Below are 20,638 nucleotides of genomic sequence, written 5' to 3' on the forward strand. Positions count from 1 at the left end.
ACCTAACCTTCCCTCACAACCGGGTGCGAACTATGTAGCAGCTTCAGGAAAGGCTCAAGCATGCATTCAAATTCCTCAATCCCCGTGTTTTGTTCATCTGACAGGGTCTGCCGGATGTGTGTAACAGCCGTGCGAAGCTTGTCCAGTATCGTATCCTCGGCTTTGTATTTCAGCACAAGCTTACGCCAAACTTCTGTTTCAGTACCACCCTCTGAAAGCAGCGCCTGCTCATGCTGGTCTCCGTTACCGTAAATATGCCAGAACATATATCCGAAACGGGACTTGTCTGGTTCTGCCCGCTTCTCCCATTCCTCCACCAGCGTATCACAGAGAGCGAATTCGTTAAGAAGCTGCTTCCAGACTTCCTGATCCTGTTCTGCAATAAGTGAAGTCAATGATAAAAAAAGCTCCTGTTTGAAGCAAACCATCTGAGATAAATACTGAGCAGCATCCAAACGAAAATGCTTCATCTCCCAGTACAAGCTCATTTTCCCTGCGTTCACTTCACATACAGCATCACTCAGCTTCGAAATGGCCTCGATTCGGCCTGCCAATGCAAGTAGCTGATAAAAACGGCTGCTGAAGTAGTCACCGGCTAACACTTTCAGCTGTCTGGAACGCATCTCTTCCGGGCTTCGTATACCGGATAAAGTATCAATCATATCATGCGTATCCAGTCCCATCTGCACAAGTGATGTAACCAAAGCGTACAGTTCATCCTCACTGGCATGCAGCCCTTGCGCATTCCGGTTCAAAAACTCAAACAGCAAACGGGTACGGCTGTCAGGAAAAGCCGGCATTTCCGTATGTTGTTGAATCATGTCGTATTCCACATATTTCCTTGCTAATTGAGGTACGCGATACGGTTTCATCCTAAGCCTCCGAGCCATGACTTTCTGGTATACTCAAATAATTGCAATGCCTTATATTATATCACAATTTAAAATGATTCGCGACTAAAGTACTGTAGGTCCAGCGGTAGAAAACATCTAGTTTGTATATACACCGCTAAACCTGTTTTGCCACATGGGCGTTACTGTAATGCGGAAACGAGATTTCAAATCTTCTGGCAGTTCAGCGCCTTCCCGATTTCTAAGTTGTTCCAGTGCCTCGTTCGTCCACTCGTTCCGGCGTATATCGGATGCTAGCAGCAAATGGCGTTCTCCTGACCATTCGTCCTCTGTCACCACCCGCAACAGCAATTGCCGTACATTCGACGTTCCGTAGAAGCTAAAGGCGGCAAGCTCCGCCATGTTTTGATAAATCTCCAGTGGCGTAGTTTCTTCCTTGGACAGCTTAACATCCAGGGTCAGGACTGAATGTTCCCAGCTTACACTTGCAATCGGTGTGGTTAATGGAAGCTCATTCAGTGTATCTACCAGATTGTCATCCGTCAGCAGTACTCGTTGCTGGGGCGAAATTGTCGCCTGTGTTTCACGAACTGCTGCGGTACCCGAGTCCAGCATCTGTAAGGACGGCAGCAATATTGCTGCTGCGGTGGTTATGAGAATGGAACCACCGAGTACAGTCCAAGGTTTCATCAGAGCCTCCCCTGACCCCTACCCCATAATGTGGGTTTGCTACGGTAAAGGTCCTCACTCTCATTGTACAACAAAAAAAAGCAGGCTATGCCTGCATTTTACTCCTCTGTATCTACAACCCCGTGCTTGGTCATCACAACGGCCTTGCCGCGGATTTTGATGGCAGAAGTATGATCCGTAAATTGGACGATCATTACCTCACCCTTGTCCAATTTTTCTGAATGATGCAGGCGTGTATCCTGACCTCTGGTCAGACCAAAAACCTGACATCCGTTGCTTTTTGCTTTAATTACGACGTACTCACTGCTGCCCGTCACGTTATCTTCCATGTTCTTTTCCTCCCTGAGAGCCGAAACTATATTTTTATGATGGAGATTTAAGATTGTTTTGTCAACTCATGCTTTCCACGCTGCCTGCAACAAATAGTGCTTCCTGTGCCATACTATCTGTGCAATCCCATCTATTAACGAAAGGAACGGATCTGATGGAAAACTATCGTCCCGCCAATCTCAGTCCTGCTCAGATTGAGCAGCTTCAACGGCTGGAACATGAATTTGCCGAGCTGACAGGTGAACCCCTGGTGCTGATCGCTTATGCCTCGCGAAACGGCAGGACAACTTCCTCTTCTTCAGTCCATGGCACCTCTACCACAAAGTAAATAGGACAAAAAGAAAGGGCCGTGAATCAAATTCACGGTCCTTTCAGCGCATTGGGAATATGTAAGAAATCTTATTTAATTCCGTCTTTGAGCGCTTTACCCGGTTTGAATGCCGGAATTTTGCTCGCAGGGATTTCGATTTCTTCTCCTGTTTGCGGGTTACGTCCTTTACGTGCGGAACGTTCACGAACCTCAAAGTTCCCGAAACCTACCAGTTGTACCTTGTCTCCGTTTTGCAGTGCACCAGCGATCGCCTCAAATACTGCATCGATTGCTTTGGTTACGTCCTTTTTGGACAATTCAGTGCTCTCAGAAACCTGATTGATCAAATCCGTTTTATTCAACATATTCACCTCCCAATTCAAGTGTAGTCCAGCATTAAGGTTATCGGTGTTCTCCACCGATAATGAAGTCGCCTGTATAAAATAACCCGGGCGGCATACTGCCTTCCATAATGTTATCATCTGTTTCCGTTTCGTCGTTAAATATACATATAATATACCTAACCACCGCCATATAGGCCGAAACTGGCGTTTTATGGCACCCTTCTTGCGTGGAACAAGGTTTATAGTAATACAGTCGACAGACAATTTCAAGTACGACGACGATTCAGCACGTAAAAAGTAACAGCCAGCGCAAGCACTAGTACTACTCCTTTGACAATGTCATGGGCAAAATATTGCACATTCATCATGGTCAGTCCATTAACTAATACGCCGATCAACACCGCACCAATAAATGTACCAATAACATTGGGTTTACCCGCTCCAAACACTGAAAAGCCGACGAATACTGCAGCTACCGCCTCCATGAGCAAGGGAGAGCCAGCGTCAATTTGACCCGAGCCTACACGCGAAGCATACAAAATACCAGCAATTGCTGCAAATACGCCTGAAGCAATATAGGCCAGTGTACGGACTTTTTTTACCCGTATACCCGACAGACGAGCAGCCTCCTCATTCCCGCCAGTTACATACATTTGACGCCCGTGCTTCGTATAGGTCAAGAAAACATGCACCGCTGCCACAGCTAGCAACAGTAAAATAACAGAAATCGGGATACCCAACCATTTACCTTGACCTAGTAAAAGAAATGCTGAAGATATCTCGCCTGGGGCCTTGCTGCCATCAGGAAACTGCATATGATTGTAGATGGTATAGCCCTGTGCGTACGTTTGATGAACCCCGCTTACAATATACATAATGGCTAGAGTTGCGAGCAAATCGGGGATACGCAGTTTAATAATCAAAAGTGAATTTAATAGTCCAACCAAAGCTCCAACAACCAGAGCCACAATAATGACCACTGCAACAGGCTGTTCATACCAGACCATCAACGAAGCTGAGACGACTGTCGTCAAAGATACCGTTGCACCAACCGACAGGTCAAAACCGTCCACGATAAGTGACAATGTCACACCAATGGCTACAAAAGTTACAATCGCAATTGAGCCAAGAATATCCATTAAATTATCATACGTCCAAAAATAAGGTAAGGTGGCTGAGAAAAACGCCAACACACTTATAATGACCACTACAGCACCGTAACGAAACGAGACATTTAACCATTTTTCCTTCATGAATGCACCTCTTCACCACCGCTGGCGTACAACAGAAGCTGTTCCTGTTCGACTTCGCCTCGCGCAAATTCCCTTATTATTTTGCCGTCATACATGACTGCTATCCGATCACCAATGCCAATACCTTCTGCAAATTCACAGGTTAGATAAATGATTGCTTTTCCTTGTACTGCCAATTCTCCAATGATACGGAAAATATCGCTTTTTGCCCCTATATCTACACCCTTGGTTGGTTCGTCAAAAACAAAGACATCCGCTCCAGAATGAAGCCATTTTCCTATCGCAACCTTTTGTTGATTCCCACCGCTCAAATACTTAACATGCTGGCGCAGTGAAGGCGTCTTAATACCAAGAGAGGCGACAACCCCATTACCGTTAATACGTTCTCTATGCCGACTAATGAAACCAAGAACACTCAGCTTGCCCAAGAGCGGAAGACTAAGGTTTCGTTCCACGCTTTCCTCAATCAAGACCCCCTGCTTACGCCGCTCCTCGGGTATGGACACAATTCCTTGAGCTACCGCGTCCGCTGGCTCACGCAAACGAATGCAGCGCCCCTTGAAGGTCAGTTCCCCCACATCAGGCTTGTCTACCCCTGTAAGAAGTCGTGACAGCTCCGTCTTGCCCGCACCGACCAAACCCACAATAGACAGAATTTCGCCGCGTCTGACCTGCAAATCAACACCGTGAACCCGCAATCCCTTCCGGAGCCCTCTTGCTTCCAATACCGTTTCACCAATAGGCACCTCTGTTTTCGGAAATTCCTCATCAAATGTTTTCCCAAGCATATACGTGACAATGTCGCCTACATTTAAATCAGAAGCAGGTCCCGAGAACACGCGCTCACCATCACGCATTACCGTAACACGGTCACTGTGCTCGATGACCTCCGGCAATCGGTGGGTGATAAGAATACATGCTACTCCCTCATCCTTGAGGGTATGAATGGTACGGAACAAACGCCTCGTTTCTTCCTCGCTCAGCGGTGCCGTTGGCTCATCAAAAATGATAGTACTCGCTTGCTGTGTCAAAATCCGTGCGATAAGTACAAGCTGCTTTTCTGCCAGCGTCAATTCAGACACGTATCGTCGTACATCTATATCAACCTCCAGACGCGCTAATGCCTCACGTGCTCGTCTGCGCATGGACGCTGGTGCAACCCACCACCGACCATCACGTGCAGACAAATCGTCCATTACAATGTTTTCAGCGACGGTTAACTGAGGCACAAGTGCTGAATCGACTTCTTGATACACACAGTGAATTCCGGCTCTTTTGGCTTCCCACGGTGAACTAATAATCAGTTCCTTGCCATCCACAACGATCGCTCCCTGATCGTAACGATACGCACCGGACAAGATTTTCATTAATGTGCTTTTCCCTGCCCCGTTGGCACCGAGCAGAGCGTGAATTTCGCCACCCTGAACCGTAAAATCCACAGCTCGCAGCGCATCTACACCAGCAAACCGCTTGCTGATGTTCTTCATCTCCAATGTATATACTGGTGAACTCATGGTGCCCCCTCACTCCCGCTTATGATAAAAGCGCGCCGAAGCGCGCCATTGCATTTGCGTTATGAATCAATTTATTTGGACGTTTCATATTCCTTCATCCAATCCTTGTAACCCTGCTCACTTTTGCCCCATCCTTTCACATATTGAGACAACTCGGATGTGGAAATTTGCTTATCTGGCAACTCTTCGCGCTGCACATATACTGCCTTCAGCACAACTTTCTCCTCAGGGTTATCCCCATGCAACTTTTGGTATGCATAGCGCACTTGTACACGTCCAATATCTGTTGGATCTACGGCTGCTGAAGCCACCCACGGGTTTTTCGGGTCCTGAATCATTTGCAAATCTTCATCACTCATATCAATCCCGTAAACTTTAATTTCCGTACGCCCAGCTTGTTGTATCGCCCGAGCTGCACCTTTGGCAAATTCATCCCAAGCCGCCCAAACTGCCGTAATTTCGCCCTTAGGATATTGCTTTAGCACAGCTTCCATTTTGGCTTGCGTATCCAAAGCAGGATTCTGAGCCGAACCAAAAGTTGCAATCTCTTTAATATCTGGATTGGATTTCAAAAATGCATCATAAGCAACCTGACGGCGCTCCATTGGCGCAAACCCTGCAACCCATACCTTCACAATATTTCCTTTGCCACCGATGTCCTTTTTCATTTGCTCCAGCGTCAGTTCCGCCATGCTTTGATCATCCTGTGAAAGCACTACCGCGCCCGGAACATTGACCGCAGCATCGAACACGATAACCGGAATATTGCGGGAAATTGCTTTTTTAAGTCCTGGCTCCAGCAATGCGTCACCGTGATCAGTCAAAATGACATCAAATTGCTGGTTAATCGCACTATCTAGCAAGGAAGCCATTTTTGCCTTATCGTTATTTGCAACAAACTTGGTCAGCGTACCGCCAAATTTCTTAACCTCATCTTCCACACCTTGAACATACTGCTGCGAAAACGTACCTGTGTTAAACTCCATGATCAAAGCAACCCGTTTACCCTTTAGATTCGAACTATCTGTTTTTCCGTCCCCTGTATTCGTTCCTGCAGTGCTTGTCCCTTGAGCGCCGCTCTCTGTTTTAGGCGCGCCACATGCTGTGACCAGCAGAATCAGCACCAGTAGCATAATGGCTCCCAGCCCTAGCTTCTTGTTTTTTTGGAGCCCTTTTTGGATATACATGATCTGTTTCCCCCTCGTTCCATCCATTAATATGTTTCAAATTTGATACTTAATATATCGCGTTAAACCAAGTATGTAAATAGGTTTTATTAAATATAGAAAAATTCGCGATCTCTCATGGCAAAAAACTACAAATCGCATAAAAAAATACCGCAAAGAGCAGTCAGCAGCCCTCTACGGTATTTCACTTACACATTTTTGGTTATGGATTAGCCTTAAAGAATTATAGCAATAAGACCACCAGAACCTTCATTGATAATGCGACCCAGCGTTTCCTGCAGCTTATAGCGTGCATTGTCCGGCATCATGGCAATCTTGCCTTGAATACCTTCACGCACAATGGAATGTAGCGAACGTCCGAAAATGTCTGATTCCCAAATTTTGATTGGATCATTCTCAAAATCCTGCATCAGGTAACGCACGAGTTCCTCACTCTGCTTCTCTGTTCCGATAATCGGAGCAAATTCCGATTCCACATCGACACGGATCATATGAATGGAAGGGGCTGTCGCTTTAAGCCTCACTCCAAATCTTGTACCCTGTCGAATCAACTGCGGTTCGTCCAGTGCCATCTCAGCCAGTGATGGAGCAGCAATACCATATCCTGTTGTCTTGACCATTTCCAGAGCCTCAGCAAAACGGTCATATTCCCGTTTAGCGTGAGCAAAATCCTGCATCATCTGCAGCAAATGATCCTTGCCGCGAATCTCTACTCCGACGACTTCAACCAAAATCTGGTCATACAGCTCATCAGGCGCATACAAATCGATTTCCGCGACGCCCTGCCCCATATTCATTCCGCTTAATCCGGCCCTGTCGATGAACTCATACTCCATAAACTGGCCGACGACTCGATCTACATCACGCAGGCGCCGAATATCTTTAACCGTATCACGAACGGAATTTTCATAGTTGCTACGCAGCCAGTGATTTTCGTTCAATACCATAACCCAGCTCGGCAGGTTCACATTCACCTCATGCACCGGGAATTCATACAATACTTCACGAAGTACACCCGTAACATCATCTTCCGTCATGGTTGCCGCGCTGAGTGTCATGACTGGGATATCGTACTTGGCAGCCAGTTCACTGCGGAGTTGAAGTGTTTCATCACTGCGTGGATGCGTGGAGTTGATAACCAGAACAAATGGCTTGCCAACTTCCTTCAATTCTTCAATGACGCGTTCCTCCGACTCTACATAAGAGCTACGCGGGATTTCAGCAATGGTACCGTCTGTAGTGACGACCACACCGAGTGTCGAATGTTCTTGAATAACCTTACGTGTACCAATTTCTGCCGCTTCCTGAAAAGGAATGGGTTCTTCAAACCATGGTGTAGAGATCATTCTTGGACCATTTTCATCCTCGTAGCCTTTTGCACCTTCTACTGCGTATCCTACACAGTCAACCAGACGTACATTCACGTCCAGTCCTTCCGTTACTTTGATCTGGACGGCATTATTCGGTACGAATTTAGGTTCCGTCGTCATGATCGTCTTCCCTGCCGCACTTTGCGGCAACTCGTCTACGGCACGGGCACGGTCCGCCTCACTCGTAATGTTGGGCAGTACAATCGTTTCCATAAACCGCTTGATAAACGTTGATTTTCCTGTTCGGACTGCGCCGACGACCCCAAGATAGATGTCTCCTCCGGTGCGTTCGGCAATGTCTTTAAAAATGTCCACTTTCTCCAATGAAATCCCCTCCTCAAAAGTCTCCGAAGGAAAAATGCTTAAAGAGCATCCGCTTCGTGTTCAACCAACTGCTTGATCCCAGATGCGGCAGAACAGCCTTTAAAATGCCCGGAAGTCGTCCGCCGCCGAGATTCAGGAGACTGATGGAATCGGCGAAACGGCGTAAACTCGTACATGCATTTGGACTGATACCATCATATGTATCCCCTCCGTAAAATATGTTTAGTTTTTTTAAAAATAGATTACGTTACAGTGATCAATGCACAAAGATATTTTACGTTTGGGTCCACTCACTTAATATATGCACAGCAAGATTTCCCCATGACTTTATTGCTAGACTTAAATAAAAAAAGGATATTTCTCAGACCGTTTCTAGCCGTCGAGAAATATCCTTTGTTTTTTGTTCTACTGATATAATCGATATTACCACAGTTCGTCATCCAGCCCCTGACGCTCCAGTTGCCGTCTAATAGCTGCCTTGAGCCTATCCTCCGGTATGGTTACCTCCATATCACCCTGAGCACGGGCCTGACAGGATAAACGTATTCCTTCATTCAGTAAAGGTCCCAGCTTACGTTGCTCTGCATCATTAGGGCGACCTGCAAGCTCAGCCCGTTCCGGTGCTATCTCTACCTTACACATCAGACAGGCTGCTTTTCCATCACAACGTGTGGGAATATACACACCTGCTTTACGAGCAGCCTGGAGCAATGACGTACCCCGACTGACCTGTACGCACCTGCCTGACGGCTTGAACGTAATCTGCACATTCATGAACGGTCCTCCATTCACCTTTCCTCTTAATACGCACGCAACTTATATTTCATTACTCATTCGGATGAAGGAGTGAAGTTCTGGCCAAGGGAGAAGCTCTCCAAGCTTGCCCAACTGCTCCTTATTCCAAATGTTACTGACCAATAGCTGTTTTAGTATCCCTATGTGTCGTTGCGGGTCTCGCTTCATGACATTTGCAATCGCTTGATAGCGGTCGGGGCGATTTCGCAACAGATTGAATAGCAATTCGTGACTGAGAGGCATCAAACACAATGAGGTATTTTCCAGATCAAGCTGTATCCCAGCCGACCAGAGTAGGCGCTCGACCTCTAAGCGGTATAAAGCTCCATCACATAAAACCTCAAATCCTCCCACCAATTCGACTGGAAATCCCTCCAGCTCATAGTGGCTTAGCAACGAAACGTAAGATCCGCTACGATCAACCTGCTGTTGGTCTATACTCACACCCGGCGAGTGCGCGTGTAACAGCTTTGCTGCATGAATATCCGCATAAATATCAATGTCCTGAGGCAGACGATCCAATTCAACTTCTTGCACAAGTAGTGCACAGCTCCCCCCCAGCATCCATGGAACCGACACCGCTGACCAGCTCTCAGTCAAGCTACCTAGCGCAACTGCCAGATCATGAGGAAGCCTGTCCACTAACACTGATGATATTGCCTCCTTCAACATCGTTTCCTCCTTTGCTGTCTTTCCTCCCGTTTCCTGATGGGCATCATTATAACATGTTCGACATGGCAGTTCGACATTTTGTGTACTGGAATAGTACTTTCCTGCCTCAAAATATAAAAAAACCGCGAACCTTCCCAGTTCACGGTAAAAAAAACGAACCATCGTGCGGCCAGCGTTTTATTTTTTCATCATCATTTTCATTAACGCTTCCATATTGGAAGGATTCATTCCACTCTTTTTGACGGCTCCGACAATATCCCTGACTGTATCTTCCGATACCGGAATGTTAGCCATCGCAGACACCTGTTTTATAAGCTGACGCAACTGTGTTTCATTTTGAAGCGTGTCCGGCTTTACCGTGCCTGCCAGCTTTTTCACTGCATTTTCGGATATGTTTTTGCCGCCTTTTTTGTTAATGGCCTTCAATGCATCTTTCGGAAAGTTTTTACTCACAATCTCCCCTCCTCCGCCATTGCTCAACTCAGTCTATGAGTGACGGAGACAAAAGGTGATTAAGCATACAAAAGACATGCCAAACGCCTAACTAAAAAAGGCTATCTCATCGTAGAAAAATCTACTCATGAGACAACCTTTATACTTTAGAAACTCCTCTGTACTCTTATGAATGCCATTGCTCCCAAGTTTGAAGCGGCATGACTTCCATCTCGGTTTTCGGATCGCGACCCATTAATGCCTCAACAGCTTTGCGGACGTCACGTCCTTCAAACAACACTCCATACAGCACCTCTGTAATAGGCATTTGAACACCTAATTTTTGTGAGATAGCGTATGCTGCTTTTGTCGTACGAATTCCCTCTACGACCATACCCATAGATTCCAGTACGGCATCAAGCTGTTGGCCCTGTCCCAATAATGACCCTGCACGCCAGTTGCGGCTGTGACGACTCGTTGCCGTCACAACTAAATCACCTATACCCGCAAGTCCGGCAAAGGTTAATGGATTAGCCCCCATCTCAACTCCGGCACGGGTAATCTCAGCCAATCCACGGGTCAACAAAGCCGCTTTAGCATTATCACCGAAGCCAAGTCCATCCGACATCCCCGCACCCAGTGCGATAATGTTTTTTAAAGCACCGGACAGTTCGACACCGAGCAAATCCCGGTTTGTATAGACGCGGAAATAGGAGTTCATGAACAGCCCCTGAGCAGCCTGTGCTGCCTTCTCATTGGAAGAAGCTACAACAACCGTTGTAGGACATTTCTTCACCACTTCCTCCGCATGACTCGGGCCTGATAGCACGGCAATATCGTCCTCCGCGATTTCCAGCTCTTCCGAGATCACCGTGGACATACGCTTGAGTGTCTCTGTTTCAAAGCCCTTAATGGCATGTACTACCAGCATATCCTTGGTGAAATGAGCCTTCAAACTACGTGCAACCTGCCGAGCGGCAGACGAAGGAGATACGATGATCACCGCTTTTGCTCCAGATACCGCAGTCTGCATATCCGTTGTAGCTGAAATGCGATCAGACAAAATAGAGCCTGGTAAATAATGCTCGTTCGTATGCTTCTCATTGATCTCAGCAGCTTGCTGTTCGCTTCTCGTCCAGACAGAGACATCGTTGTTATTGGTCGCAAGTACGGAAGCTAGGGCTGTTCCCCAACTACCTGCTACCAGCACAGCTATTTTCTCAGACAAGACGATCTCCTCCTTTGGAGCCAAGCTTATTCTCATTTCCCCGTGCCAACTTGACTATATTAGTACGGTGTCTCCACACAGCGAACAGGCAAATGATTAGAGCTGTCCAAAATAACGGCCAAGCATAACCAAGTACGAGTAATATCCAAGGGGTCAAAATAACAAAAATTAGCGATCCCAGGGATACATAACGCGTTATTACGATGGCAAGTATCGCAATGATTCCGGCATATAATGCCGGGAGCAAGGCAAGCGATGCCAATACACCAATGGCAGTCGCAATCCCTTTGCCTCCGCGAAAGTGAAAATATACCGGCCAGTTATGGCCCGCAATCGCCGCAATGCCACACAAACCCGGTAACCAGGATGATTCTCCACCCAACCAGTGCCCTATCAGCACCGCAATAACCCCTTTAAGTACGTCCAGCAGCAGTACCAGAATAGCTGGGCCTTTTCCAAGCACGCGCAGCGTATTCGTCGCACCGGCATTGCCGCTTCCATGCTGGCGAATGTCGATTCCTTTTAATTTTCCATACAGCAAACTAAAGCTGACAGAGCCAAGCAAGTAACTGAGTACGATGGCAACGATCTGTAAAATCAACCTATTCGCTCCTAACTTTCGTCAGACTTGCGCCGGGTAAATATACGAATTGGAGTTCCTTCAAAATTAAAGGCGGCGCGAATTTTGTTCTCCAGATAACGCTCGTAAGAGAAGTGCATTATCTCTGGATCATTTACGAATACAACCATCGTAGGCGGTTTAACAGCAACCTGAGTCACATAGTTAATACGCAGACGACGGCCCTTGTCTGTTGGTGGTGGATTGATGGCAACCGCGTCGGAAATGACATCATTCAGCAGATGTGTCTGAATACGCATGACATGCTGCTGTGCCACATGCTGCACAACTGGAAGCAACTTTTGCAGACGTTGCTTTGTCTTTGCAGATAAGAACACAATCGGAGCATAGGTCATGAACAGAAAGTGGTCACGGATTTTCGTCTCAAACTGGTGCATCGTTTTATCGTCTTTATCTACGACATCCCATTTATTAACGACAAACAACGAGGCTTTACCCGCTTCATAAGCATAGCCAGCAATGTGTTTATCCTGCTCAATGATGCCTTCCTCGCCGTTAATAACGACCAGTACAACATCTGCACGCTCAATGGCACGCATCGCACGCATTACACTATATTTTTCTGTCGTTTCGTATACTTTACCACGTTTGCGCATACCTGCCGTATCAATCAGTACATACTTTTGTCCGTCTTTTTCAAAAGGCGTGTCAATTGCATCACGTGTTGTACCTGCAATGTCACTGACGATAACCCGTTCTTCACCTAGAATGGCATTAACGAGTGAAGATTTACCTACATTCGGACGTCCGATCAAAGCGACACGTATAACGTCTTCGTCATAATGATCTTCTTCTAGCTCAGGTAAATTGGACGTAATTGCATCCAACAAATCACCGATCCCTGTGCCATGACTACCAGAAACAGCAATTGGATCACCAAATCCATAAGAATAAAACTCATAGATCAGATCGGCGCGACTGAGGTTGTCCACCTTGTTTACTGCTACGATGATCGGTTTACCCGAACGATATAGCATTTGAGCTACCTCTTCATCCGCTTGCGTTATTCCTGCTTTTGCATCGCTCATGAACACAATAACATCTGCTTCTTCTATTGCAAGTTCGGCCTGCATACGGATGGACTTCAAGATAACATCCTCACCATCAATCTCAATGCCGCCGGTGTCAATAATACTGAAGGATTTACCATTCCACTCCGATATACCGTAAATACGGTCACGAGTGATTCCCGGTTTATCTTCCACGATGGACAAACGATCCCCGATAATCCGATTAAAAATCGTGGACTTCCCCACATTCGGACGACCAACGATAGCCACAACGGGTCTTGCCATAAATTCACTCCTCCTGTCAATTCTTCCGCTATCATCATAGCAAAAAACATACCTATTGGCGATATAGTGACGTAACAACAATCGGCGAACCCTCTGGGTCCGCCGATGGTGTACGTTATGCTTATAATAAAATGTATTGATTTAAACTCATTTAAATTTGTTCAGCTTATCGCCAAAACGCTCGCCAAGCGTAATGCTCAGTCCGGAATTGTTGAGGGAAACGTTAGGATTATTCAGTTCCTCACGAGGCGCGCGAGATGCACGTGGTGCTCTTTCTGCTTTTGGAGCGGCTTCAGGAGCTTCCTCAGTTTCTTTAATGCTCAGGCTAACACGTTTTTCAGAAGGATTCATTTCAAGAATTTTAACTTTAACTTCTTGTCCTTCTTCCAGAACTTCTTGTGGAGTTCCAATGTGTTTGTGGGAAATTTGAGAAATATGAACCAAACCTTCCACACCAGGAGCAATCTCAACGAATGCACCGAAGTTAACCAAACGTTTAACAACACCAGTTACGATGTCATTGTTATTGAATTGTCCAGCAGCCGATTCCCAAGGACCAGGCTGTGCAGCTTTCATGCTCAGGCTGATTTTTCCTTTTTCAGGATCTACTTTCAAGACTTTCACTTTCACTTGATCTCCTTCGGAAACAGCGTCAGAAGGCTTATCAACATGAGTCCAAGCAATTTCAGATACGTGAACCAGACCGTCCACTCCGCCAACATCTACGAAAGCACCAAACTGAGTAAGACGTTGAACCGTACCAACGATTTCTTGTCCTTCTTTCAGCTCAGCCATTACTTTAAGCTTGTTAGCTTCGAATTCTGCTTCCAGAACGTCTTTTTGGGAAAGGATCACTTTGTTGTTTTCACGATCCAGTTCTTTTACAACAACACGCAATGTGCGGCCTTTGTAATCACTGAAATCTTCAACAAAATGGCGTTCTACCATGGATGCAGGGATGAATCCGCGCAGACCCACGTCTACTACGATGCCGCCTTTAACAACATCATTCACAACAACTTCAAATACTTCTTTGCTTTCGAACAGTTGCTCCAACTTTTCCCAAGCATTTTCACTGTCGATTGCACGTTTGGACAGAACAAGTTTTTCCTTGCCGTCGTCGATGCTGATAATTCTAGCTTCAACCTCTTGGCCTACTTGTACTGCTTCTTCTGCATTATCCAGACCAGAAGACAATTCGCGAATTGGAATAACTCCATCGTATTTATATCCAATGCTTACTACCGCTTGGTTATCTTCCAATTTCACAATTGTACCCTTAACGGTGTCACCTTTTTTCAGGGAAACGATTTGATCGAGCTCGTCTTGATTTGCCGCTTCAGCAGCTTCTTGATTTTTAATTTCTTCCGACATGTCAATACCCTCCTCAATTCAAAAAAACCATTTATTTAAACCTGCGCATAGCAGAGTTCAAAACAAAATACATTTTTGCTCTAGTTTTCCAAGCTTAGACACAATTCATGCAAGCCTTTCAATCATTCGTAGGCTTACCAGTTTCCTTCATTGTGCGAATACGTGACATAATTGCTTCTGTTGCCAGTTCAAGAGGATCTCCTTCGACATCGGCACCCTTTTGGTAAGCGTCCAAATTAACAGGTTTACCGTATATCACTTTCGTTTTACGGAAAAGCTTGTAATCACCAATAATGGCGACCGGAACGGCAGCCGCTCCACTACGCAGTGCAAAACTGGCAGCACCCTTTTTACCAATTCCCCCAGCTCCTCTGGAGCCTTCGGGAAAAATCCCCATAACCTTACCGTCACGCAAAATATTCAATGCCAGCTTAATGGATTCCTTACTCACACCACCACGTTTGACTGGAAAAGCTCCCAGTTTGTCGATCAGTGGTCCCAGCACAGGAACATTAAACAGCTCTGCTTTGGCCATAAAGTGAACCTTTCGCTTCAGCAAAATGCCAACTGTAGGAGGGTCAAGATTACTAATATGATTAGAACACAACAGCACTCCACCCTCAGCAGGAACATTTTCCCTGCCTACCGCCTCAAGCCTAAACAGAACGCGGTAAATGAGACGCAAAATACTGGCGCATACAGTATATATCATTGGCTGATCTCTCCATCCTTCTCCGTTAAGCAATAAGATACGATCGTATCAACGACATCCTGAATGCCCATATGGGTCGTATCAAGCACGATGGCGTCCTCACTGCAACGAAGCGGGGATACCTCCCTCTCCTCATCAAACTTATCACGTGCCGCAATGTCACGTTCAAGCTGTTCCAGAGTGATATCATCAGTTTCGCTCAGTTCTTTAAAACGACGTGAGGCACGTTCCTGAACACTTGCGGTCATGAACACTTTAACTTCCGCATCGGGAAGCACAGTTGTTCCAATATCGCGTCCGTCCATAACGACACCCTTACGCGCAGCCATTTCACGCTGGTTTTCGGTCAAGCGTGTACGTAAACCAGCAATACTTGAATACTGTGACACATTGCTAGTCACTTCCATCGAACGAATCACAGTGGTTACATCTTCCCCGTTACAATAAACCTTTTGGCCTGTGGGGTCCGGTACTAATTCAATCACCAGCTCAGGTACATGTTGAAGCACTTTTTGTACATTTTCTGCAGGAATTTCTTTGCACATCATGTACCACGTTGCTGCTCGATACATGGCTCCGGTATCTACATATACATAGGAAAGTGCTTTCGCCACCAGGCGGGCCACTGTACTTTTCCCTGCGCCAGCAGGTCCATCAATGGCTACATTTATTTTGTTAATTAAAGATGCATGTTGCCTTGCCAACAGGGAATTCCTCCTAACCTAACCTCAAGAAAAAAGCAGGCATTGCCTGCGACGTGAAAATTATACCACACATTTATAGGCGATGCAAAATAAGCGACAGGTTTACTAAAAAAAGAAAAGCTTCGCATGATTACGATTTCCCCCGAAACTCTAACTGTCTTTCAAAACAATATTTAATCAGTTTTTGGCGCTCCTGATCAGCGATTTTCTCATATTTCAACATAATGAGTTTGCGGCCATTTTCCATCTGCTGAATGCGTACAATTTCAGATTGGAACGGAACATGCTCTTGAGTGCCGTTCTTATATGGAACCAAAACCCAGCAAGACAATGATTCTCCTTCTTCAAGATGATGTGAGCCCTGAGTCTGAAAAGATACGCCTCCACCTCCCACATCATGCGTCTCTGCTACAAATCTAGATTCGTTTGCACCATGCTTAACCGCAATTTCCAAGTTGGCCTTTACCCTAAGAAAGTTTCGACGCTGAATTTTGCTGATGCTGTCCGGAGCAGGCTTGTGAATACGAACCATCCGGAGGACGTCATCTTTAAAGCCCGTAACGTGGGTATTAAAATAGTTTTTAATTCCACCCTCACTCATAAAAAATATAGACAGTTCTTCCCCAAGAAACAGCTTTTTCAAGTGTCCGCTTGTTTGTGACATGGGAATTTCAATTAGAAAGTTCTGTGAGTCCTCTTCCGCAATACGCGACTTATATTCAAAAGATTCCTCCTTCTGATCGGTACCGGCAACTTGTATGTATAACACATCATTAATTTTTGGAAACAAACGATTCACCATCCTTGTCCATTCAAAACTATAATTAAGGTATATAATACCACGACTTTGTGCCTATATTAAGCATTATATTTGCTAGAACCATGACTAAAGCACAAAAAACCTCCTTAATAAAGGAGGCTTAGAGTGACTATAGATTCATTTCAGTGTAATCAACTAGGCATTACTTGCCGTAACTTGTGCTTCATCTGAATCTTTTACCTGTTCAATCGTTTCTTCCATTCCCGTGTTCGCGTTAATGTAAATTCGATAAATGGAACCGTTAATTTTACCGCCAAATTCATAGCACAGAACTTCATTCGACAGTTCATTTTCAATTAGTGCTTTGCGGTGGTAAGTTTCGCGAAACTCAGGATTCAACTTCGCTCGCGCTTCATTTAAATTCAGTTTTGCCTGAGGAATACGACGGAGGTGACTGTGCTCATATACATAATCGCTGCATTGAAAACCAATCACTTGTCCGTTATCTAAGCCTGATCTGACTGTGATTTTTTCTGGATAGATAATCACATCCCCTTGTTGGCTCGCAAATGTAATGTTAGCTAAATTCCCGCTTTCATCATATGCTACGGGCTTCATTCCTTTGTAGCCCTTTTGTTCAAGATACTCACTTGCATAGCGAACCGCTTCATTACGAGTTGCTTTTTTAGGACCTACTGATCTCATGTCATGATAAGAAATGAGCTTGCCACCCTTTTTCGTAAAATCCATTGTGGCCACAGGCTGCTGCTTATTTAGCAACGTAGCCGTAAAAGACGCCCACTCTGTTCCTTTACCATTTTCGTTCACACGAATCTGACTTTCTGGTTTTCCTGTAAAGTCAGCGGCATTTCGCTTAATTTGTCCAGCATCCACCGCCGGGAGACTCAACTTTTTCACTGAGCGCTTATCATAGATGCTCGCAACAGACGGTCCCCAATCCAGTTCTTTGTAGTTTTCTACTTTTTTGTCCACGGTTTTGAAGCCATCAATAATGGTGTTATCCTTCGGTCCAGTTTGAGAACCTGCCGCCATATCGACATCCATCCAACGCAAGTTTTTGCTAATGACCTTTTGCTGCACCTCATGCATGTTTTTCGAAATTTCTTTGGAATTGTTATATAACGTTTTCAGATTCGAAATTTCTTTCTCGTTTAAAGGCTCGTGATCCAGATCACGAACAGCGGTTTGATACGAGAATGCAGATAGATGGGACAGCAAATCTTTAGCATGATTAAAAGGCATTACATTGAGAGGCAACTGATTAACCTCGTTTTGGGCTTCACTTGCAATCCTCCACACGTTCATCAAGCATTTGCGGTGCATTGCATGTGAAGTAGTATGGACAGCAACCGCGTTACCGAGTTGGGAATGCAGCTGATCCATATGAAACGACAAATCGTGAAATGCACGCTGGTATTGATTTTCCGCTTTAATCGACATTCTATTTGCCTGAGAAGACACCTCTCTTCTCATCTGGCTTTGTTGATAACCCCACACAAATGCTCCTATCATAATCAGGGTAACCACCGGGAACAATACGGCACTAAGTCGCTTATACATATTGGGAGTCTCCTTTCTTCAAATACACTACCGATAGTGTGACAAGAAGAAAGCTCTCTTATGCATGGTTTTCCATGACTTCAACAATAAACTCACAGTTATCGCAAATACAGCGTTTAAAGCCGGTCTGAATCTGCCCTTGCTCCATTCGCCCTCTCAGCACAAAGCGTTCTCCGCATCTTTTACAATGAATTCTTACTTTTATACGCAAAAAAGACACCTCTTTCTCTAACAGGTTTGTCAGATCAGTGTGTCCCATTTCGTTACATATTAACCTTTTCTTCCCGTTTTAACATTCGAAAAGGAGAACGATTATTCGCTCGACTGATTTTTGCCATCCCTCCATACCATAGAAATGCCATCAGTGGAATGATAAACCAGATCCAGTCGTGTGAAAATTTCGTTAAAATTAAATCATATACTCCGTGCCAAAACCATGGAAGCACTAATGACAGAAGCAGCATATATTTACTCTTCAGGTCTACCGAAAACTTGGCTTTGCCCATATAGTAGCCCATCATAACGCCAAACATCGCATGACCGGATACCGGTAGCAATGATCTCATTAACATCATGCTGATCGAAGCATGCCCCGCCCAGGCATATAGCAGATTTTCAACTGTGGCAAACCCGAGTGAGACTGCAGCTGCATACAATATCCCATCATAAGGCTCGTCGAACTCCGTATGGTTATAGATGATGTGATACAGCAGGAACCATTTAAAAAACTCTTCCACTCCAGCGGAAATACCGAACACCTGAATTAAAGTGTCATCTCCTAGCCAAATCAGCAGCCCACGTTGAAAAATCATGACCGGAAGCACCACTAAAAAACCGAGCAAAAATACTTTAATAACCATGTGCAGGGGCTCCGAATCATAGCGATCCTTTAAGTAAAAGTACATCAATAAGGCGAGACCCGGCGCTGTAGCTGCCGCTAAAACAGAAAACAGAAGCACCGATCATCCCTCCATAAAAATGAGTCGGCCCTGCTTTCAGCGCAGAGCCGACAAATTAACTTCATTATCACTTTCTAAACCAAATCAAGAACGGCTGTCAAAATGGGTGCAAATGACAGCAACTGCCTGTTCAGGAATGACCAGCTTGCCATACTCTTCCAGCATAGCTGGTGTTACGGATGAACCTTCTCCAAATTCTGCCAGAATCGCGATTAAGGCTGCTAGCTTGGACTCTTCTACTTCTTCTGGCTCCAAATGCAAAATCCATTTTCCTCTATAATGATACAGCTTACCTGCTTCCGTAGTGTTGCTGCGGAGCATATGAGCCGCTTCTATGAGTACTTCGAAATCGCTAAACGCGTAAACGATGGAATCACTGTGCTCCATTGTGACTTCCATTTCGTAGACTTCCTCTGGAAGCTCCTCATCGGGACCCGAACCGTACTGCTGGTGATCGTATTTTCCCCGAGTGACGATAACAACCATTCCCTGAGCAGGAAGCGCAAAGACTTCAACAGCTAACGGTCCCGTGGCATCGAAGCCCAGTTCGCTGTATGCCTGATCCATCATTTCAGTAAACAGCTCATGAACCCTTGGAATTTCTTGCCACATATCATCCTTTTGGATACCCCGTTCGCTCAAATCGTCAAAGGTAAGGAAAATCCGTATCTTGTCCTGACTTAATCTTTCTATTTTCATACTGGACCCTCCTCCTGGCAGCCGAGTGTTATTAGCAGATTATGATTCAAATATGATGCCTGTGATGAAAATGGTTCTATGTAATCATGTTATCATTTTATAATCGTAAATGCACGAATAAAAATGATAAAAAAAAGAATCATTTGAACGGCTTTAACAAAAAAGCCGCAAAATGATTCGGAATAGAGGTTTCGGGTTACAATCCCGGTACGGCTGTATGAGTTTCTTTCAGTATTTGCTCGACCTCACGTTTAACATCGGGACTTGTGCTTATAAACTCTTTAATCAACTTCATATTTTCTTCTTTGCTCTTGGCAGTTTGGGCGTTATGAACGGTTTTATTTGCTTGTGAACGATGATCATGATCCTTGTGGGTGTCTTGTGTATTCAGCGCAATATCACCCATGCCTGGAAAAGCGGCGTCCATCATTTTTGTACGAGCTTTCTGCACCAAATTTCCGCCTTTTTTTCCGCCCATGTCCATGGATAAGCCCAAACCATTGCGGTTACGAGAGATCAGAGAGCTTGCGACAGCCCCCAAGACGATTCCCAGGAAAAATGAAGATGTTTTCACAATTAGAACCTCCCTTTGTGGTAGAATCAAGCATAGTGTT

General features: G+C 45.3%; 23 protein-coding genes. 1 reads left to right on the forward strand and 22 read right to left on the reverse strand.

The window, feature by feature from the left end; genetic code table 11:
• Nucleotides 1-2: 2 nt before the first annotated feature.
• From KSP24_RS07310 to mtrB, 3 genes are all read right to left on the reverse strand, one after another.
• Entirely contained in the window at nt 3-872 is an 870-nt protein-coding gene (locus KSP24_RS07310) for a heptaprenyl diphosphate synthase component 1 (protein WP_216974814.1), read from the reverse strand.
• A 117-nt stretch (nt 873-989) separates the two neighbouring features.
• Entirely contained in the window at nt 990-1,541 is a 552-nt protein-coding gene (locus tag KSP24_RS07315) for a hypothetical protein (RefSeq protein WP_040103480.1), read from the reverse strand.
• A 98-nt stretch (nt 1,542-1,639) separates the two neighbouring features.
• Nucleotides 1,640-1,870, reverse strand: a complete 231-nt coding sequence (mtrB, locus tag KSP24_RS07320) for a trp RNA-binding attenuation protein MtrB (protein WP_013371682.1) — start codon at nt 1,868-1,870, stop codon at nt 1,640-1,642.
• 53 nt (nt 1,871-1,923) lie between these two features.
• On the opposite strand from mtrB, the gene KSP24_RS07325 reads away from it, so the two are divergent.
• Nucleotides 1,924-2,199 (forward strand): hypothetical protein, encoded by a 276-nt coding sequence (locus KSP24_RS07325; protein ID WP_058829734.1) that lies wholly within the window; start codon nt 1,924-1,926, stop codon nt 2,197-2,199.
• A gap of 71 nt (nt 2,200-2,270) precedes the next feature.
• On the opposite strand, the gene KSP24_RS07330 is transcribed toward KSP24_RS07325, so the two are convergent.
• From KSP24_RS07330 to KSP24_RS07420, 19 genes are all read right to left on the reverse strand, one after another.
• Nucleotides 2,271-2,543, reverse strand: coding sequence for an HU family DNA-binding protein (locus KSP24_RS07330; RefSeq protein WP_014599981.1), 273 nt, complete (start codon nt 2,541-2,543; stop codon nt 2,271-2,273).
• A 248-nt stretch (nt 2,544-2,791) separates the two neighbouring features.
• On the reverse strand, nt 2,792-3,778 hold the full coding sequence (locus tag KSP24_RS07335) for an ABC transporter permease (protein WP_216974815.1): 987 nt from the start codon (nt 3,776-3,778) through the stop codon (nt 2,792-2,794).
• The gene (locus tag KSP24_RS07340; RefSeq protein WP_216974816.1) at nt 3,775-5,292 is read right to left on the reverse strand and encodes a sugar ABC transporter ATP-binding protein; all 1,518 of its coding nucleotides are present in this window, start codon (nt 5,290-5,292) and stop codon (nt 3,775-3,777) included. The genes KSP24_RS07335 and KSP24_RS07340 overlap by 4 nt, the downstream gene beginning before the upstream one ends.
• Before the next feature lie 71 nt (nt 5,293-5,363).
• Nucleotides 5,364-6,479, reverse strand: coding sequence for a sugar ABC transporter substrate-binding protein (locus tag KSP24_RS07345; RefSeq protein WP_025675650.1), 1,116 nt, complete (start codon nt 6,477-6,479; stop codon nt 5,364-5,366).
• A gap of 215 nt (nt 6,480-6,694) precedes the next feature.
• Entirely contained in the window at nt 6,695-8,173 is a 1,479-nt protein-coding gene (spoIVA, locus tag KSP24_RS07350; RefSeq protein WP_013371689.1) for a stage IV sporulation protein A, read from the reverse strand.
• 423 nt (nt 8,174-8,596) lie between these two features.
• A complete protein-coding gene (locus KSP24_RS07355; RefSeq protein ID WP_013371691.1) occupies nt 8,597-8,947 on the reverse strand; it encodes a 2Fe-2S iron-sulfur cluster-binding protein in 351 nt (116 codons plus the stop codon).
• Nucleotides 8,948-8,989: 42 nt separating this feature from the next.
• A complete protein-coding gene (locus tag KSP24_RS07360; RefSeq protein ID WP_216974817.1) occupies nt 8,990-9,640 on the reverse strand; it encodes a hypothetical protein in 651 nt (216 codons plus the stop codon).
• Between the two features lie 177 nt (nt 9,641-9,817).
• Nucleotides 9,818-10,093, reverse strand: a complete 276-nt coding sequence (locus KSP24_RS07365) for a stage VI sporulation protein F (RefSeq protein WP_064962974.1) — start codon at nt 10,091-10,093, stop codon at nt 9,818-9,820.
• Nucleotides 10,094-10,259: 166 nt separating this feature from the next.
• Nucleotides 10,260-11,300, reverse strand: a complete 1,041-nt coding sequence (locus KSP24_RS07370) for an NAD(P)H-dependent glycerol-3-phosphate dehydrogenase (protein ID WP_013371696.1) — start codon at nt 11,298-11,300, stop codon at nt 10,260-10,262.
• Complete coding sequence (gene plsY, locus KSP24_RS07375) at nt 11,293-11,901, reverse strand: glycerol-3-phosphate 1-O-acyltransferase PlsY (RefSeq protein WP_013371697.1); 609 nt, start codon at nt 11,899-11,901, stop codon at nt 11,293-11,295. Before plsY ends, KSP24_RS07370 begins: the two co-directional genes overlap by 8 nt.
• An 11-nt stretch (nt 11,902-11,912) precedes the next feature.
• Nucleotides 11,913-13,235 carry a ribosome biogenesis GTPase Der gene (gene der, locus KSP24_RS07380; RefSeq protein WP_013371698.1) on the reverse strand — a complete coding sequence of 441 codons (1,323 nt, stop codon included), beginning with the start codon at nt 13,233-13,235 and terminating at the stop codon, nt 11,913-11,915.
• A gap of 147 nt (nt 13,236-13,382) precedes the next feature.
• Nucleotides 13,383-14,609 carry a 30S ribosomal protein S1 gene (gene rpsA / locus KSP24_RS07385; RefSeq protein ID WP_013371699.1) on the reverse strand — a complete coding sequence of 409 codons (1,227 nt, stop codon included), beginning with the start codon at nt 14,607-14,609 and terminating at the stop codon, nt 13,383-13,385.
• A 118-nt stretch (nt 14,610-14,727) separates the two neighbouring features.
• Complete coding sequence (locus tag KSP24_RS07390; protein WP_165082337.1) at nt 14,728-15,321, reverse strand: lysophospholipid acyltransferase family protein; 594 nt, start codon at nt 15,319-15,321, stop codon at nt 14,728-14,730.
• Nucleotides 15,318-16,025, reverse strand: coding sequence for a (d)CMP kinase (gene cmk, locus KSP24_RS07395; protein WP_025675646.1), 708 nt, complete (start codon nt 16,023-16,025; stop codon nt 15,318-15,320). Before cmk ends, KSP24_RS07390 begins: the two co-directional genes overlap by 4 nt.
• Before the next feature lie 130 nt (nt 16,026-16,155).
• Nucleotides 16,156-16,815, reverse strand: coding sequence for a flagellar brake protein (locus KSP24_RS07400; protein ID WP_216974818.1), 660 nt, complete (start codon nt 16,813-16,815; stop codon nt 16,156-16,158).
• A gap of 165 nt (nt 16,816-16,980) precedes the next feature.
• Nucleotides 16,981-18,366 (reverse strand): germination protein YpeB, encoded by a 1,386-nt coding sequence (gene ypeB / locus KSP24_RS07405; RefSeq protein WP_013371703.1) that lies wholly within the window; start codon nt 18,364-18,366, stop codon nt 16,981-16,983.
• 263 nt (nt 18,367-18,629) lie between these two features.
• Nucleotides 18,630-19,325, reverse strand: a complete 696-nt coding sequence (gene prsW / locus KSP24_RS07410; RefSeq protein ID WP_013371705.1) for a glutamic-type intramembrane protease PrsW — start codon at nt 19,323-19,325, stop codon at nt 18,630-18,632.
• Between the two features lie 84 nt (nt 19,326-19,409).
• Nucleotides 19,410-20,024 carry a genetic competence negative regulator gene (locus tag KSP24_RS07415; RefSeq protein ID WP_013371706.1) on the reverse strand — a complete coding sequence of 205 codons (615 nt, stop codon included), beginning with the start codon at nt 20,022-20,024 and terminating at the stop codon, nt 19,410-19,412.
• Nucleotides 20,025-20,220: 196 nt separating this feature from the next.
• A complete protein-coding gene (locus tag KSP24_RS07420; RefSeq protein ID WP_064962968.1) occupies nt 20,221-20,598 on the reverse strand; it encodes a hypothetical protein in 378 nt (125 codons plus the stop codon).
• Nucleotides 20,599-20,638 lie beyond the last annotated feature (40 nt).

Source organism: Paenibacillus sp. AK121, from assembly GCF_019042715.1.
In the GTDB taxonomy this organism is placed as follows: Bacteria; Bacillota; Bacilli; order Paenibacillales; family Paenibacillaceae; genus Paenibacillus; species Paenibacillus polymyxa_C.

Bases quoted from the DNA above. Each gene is read 5' to 3' on its own strand.
- KSP24_RS07360 (WP_216974817.1), bottom strand. From the start codon at position 9,640: ATGTTGAAGGAGGCAATATCATCAGTGTTAGTGGACAGGCTTCCTCAT.
- KSP24_RS07415 (WP_013371706.1), bottom strand. From the start codon at position 20,024: ATGAAAATAGAAAGATTAAGTCAGGACAAGATACGGATTTTCCTTACC.
- KSP24_RS07315 (WP_040103480.1), bottom strand. From the start codon at position 1,541: ATGAAACCTTGGACTGTACTCGGTGGTTCCATTCTCATAACCACCGCA.
- der (WP_013371698.1), bottom strand. From the start codon at position 13,235: ATGGCAAGACCCGTTGTGGCTATCGTTGGTCGTCCGAATGTGGGGAAG.
- KSP24_RS07355 (WP_013371691.1), bottom strand. From the start codon at position 8,947: ATGAATGTGCAGATTACGTTCAAGCCGTCAGGCAGGTGCGTACAGGTC.
- KSP24_RS07310 (WP_216974814.1), bottom strand. From the start codon at position 872: ATGAAACCGTATCGCGTACCTCAATTAGCAAGGAAATATGTGGAATAC.
- KSP24_RS07340 (WP_216974816.1), bottom strand. From the start codon at position 5,292: ATGAGTTCACCAGTATATACATTGGAGATGAAGAACATCAGCAAGCGG.
- KSP24_RS07390 (WP_165082337.1), bottom strand. From the start codon at position 15,321: ATGATATATACTGTATGCGCCAGTATTTTGCGTCTCATTTACCGCGTT.
- ypeB (WP_013371703.1), bottom strand. From the start codon at position 18,366: ATGTATAAGCGACTTAGTGCCGTATTGTTCCCGGTGGTTACCCTGATT.
- mtrB (WP_013371682.1), bottom strand. From the start codon at position 1,870: ATGGAAGATAACGTGACGGGCAGCAGTGAGTACGTCGTAATTAAAGCA.
- rpsA (WP_013371699.1), bottom strand. From the start codon at position 14,609: ATGTCGGAAGAAATTAAAAATCAAGAAGCTGCTGAAGCGGCAAATCAA.
- KSP24_RS07335 (WP_216974815.1), bottom strand. From the start codon at position 3,778: ATGAAGGAAAAATGGTTAAATGTCTCGTTTCGTTACGGTGCTGTAGTG.
- KSP24_RS07345 (WP_025675650.1), bottom strand. From the start codon at position 6,479: ATGTATATCCAAAAAGGGCTCCAAAAAAACAAGAAGCTAGGGCTGGGA.